Source organism: Frankia sp. CcWB2, from assembly GCF_977927585.1.
The window spans coordinates 4,141-5,754 of the sequence record NZ_CDWRCM010000232.1 but is presented as its reverse complement, the minus strand read 5'-3'; the positions used below and the strand labels follow the sequence as shown (position 1 = coordinate 5,754).

Sequence of the window (1,614 nt, the reverse complement as noted above, 5' to 3'; positions counted from 1 at the left end):
TAGGGGATAGGCCAGCGTGTCGATCAGATCGAAGGTGTCGGAGCCGGCCGTGCGGTCGAGCAGGGAGTGGGTGATCCGAGCGATCCGCTCGGACAGCACCGACACCGCGTGCGGTGTGAAGGCATGGCTGATGACCTGGCGCAGCATCCGGTGGTGGGGCGGGTCGCTGGTGACCAGGTTCCCCATCAGGAACAGGTCGAGATCAGGCTGCGGTTCGTTGAACAGTCGCACCGTCTCCGAGGAGAACGTCTTCGGATCGGTGAGGACATGGGCGATGTCGGCATGCCGGAACAACTGCCATCCGTACTCCTCACTGTGATGAATCGGATGCTGGTCGTGCATCTCCCGGAACCAGGAGAACAGCGAGTCCACAGCCTCGGTCGCGGATTGGTTCGTCGTTGGCATGGCCTACTCCCGATCTCACTGCCGTTGGATCGCTGATCACAGACGATGGACGGGGCGGTAGATTCTGTGATCGACTTGGGGTGTCACCGGGCGGCGACCCTCGGGCGCCGCAGGCGACGACGAGGACAACGTTGGTGAACCGGCGACCCGAAGACCCGATTCGATGGCGCCGTCCATGTACCCGCTCCAGCCAAGGGCAAGATCGTCGCCGCAGAATCTGATCCGCCCGAAGGGCTGGCTGATCGCACGGTGTAGCTGTGTGAGCTGGAAGGGCTGCCGGTACGCGGGCCCACCGAGGGCGTACTGGTCTGCCTGCCAGTCCGTCACGGTGTGCCTGCGAAGCTGCGCGTCCGGGATGATCCTGCGTACCGCCGCCTCGACCTGGGCACGGTTGCCGACGTCAAGCCTGTCGTCCACTGTGAAGGCGACGACCGGCGCGTTCTCGTTCAGCCGGCCCATGATGACGAGGGGATAGCCCTCGGGCGCCTCGGCGATGAACCGGTCCGTGGGACTGGTGAGATCCAGCCACAGTTTCTTCTGGCGTGGCACACCGTAGCCCTGGCTGCTTGCCCTGCGGTACTCCGATGGCAGCGCCGGGCCGAAGCTGATGGTCTTCCAGACGTTGACCGGGACGGCTATGACGACCTCGGGCACGGTGTAGGTCGCCCCCGTGCGGGTCCCTACCCGCACCCTTCCATTGCTCTGAGTGATCGACGTGACGGGGGAGTTGAGCCGGAGGTCTGGACTGCCGTCCTTCAGGATGGCCTCGGCCAGGGCGATGGTGCCCTTCTCCATGCGGAAGGTGTTCACTCCGGAGAAGCTCTGGTAGTTCCAGCCCGCGAGTGCCCACCACTGCGACAGCTGGAGCATCGAGCCGCGCGCGCTCGGAGCGCCGTAGAGCGCGGTGGTGCTGGTCATGCGGATCTCGTCCTGGGGCGGGTAGGCGAGCTGGTCGAGCCGGTCGCGCAGGCTCAGCCGGTCCAGCGGTGTGATCAGATCCTCGCGGGCGAACGGTTCGTACGGCTTCGGGAAGTAGTCGCGTGAGCCGTCGAAGAAAGGAGTGAAGAGTTCGCCCTGCCGGGTGTAGGCTTCGACCGGATCGTACTCGGCGAATCCGGTGAGGGTTGGCATGATCACGCGCTCGGGTCCCGCGTCGGCCACGACCGACAGGCCGTAGCGCGCTATCTCGCGCCACACATGGGGCTGCAG

1 protein-coding gene and 1 pseudogene are annotated in these 1,614 nt (G+C 65.5%); both read right to left on the bottom strand.

From position 1 onward, the window contains the following. Positions 1–405, bottom strand: a pseudogene (locus ACY45C_RS19070) (cytochrome P450); the annotation flags it as partial. Positions 406–441: 36 nt separating this feature from the next. After that, positions 442–1,614: flavin monoamine oxidase family protein (locus ACY45C_RS19065; protein ID WP_462188939.1), on the bottom strand; the 1,173-nt coding region annotated here is incomplete at its 5' end.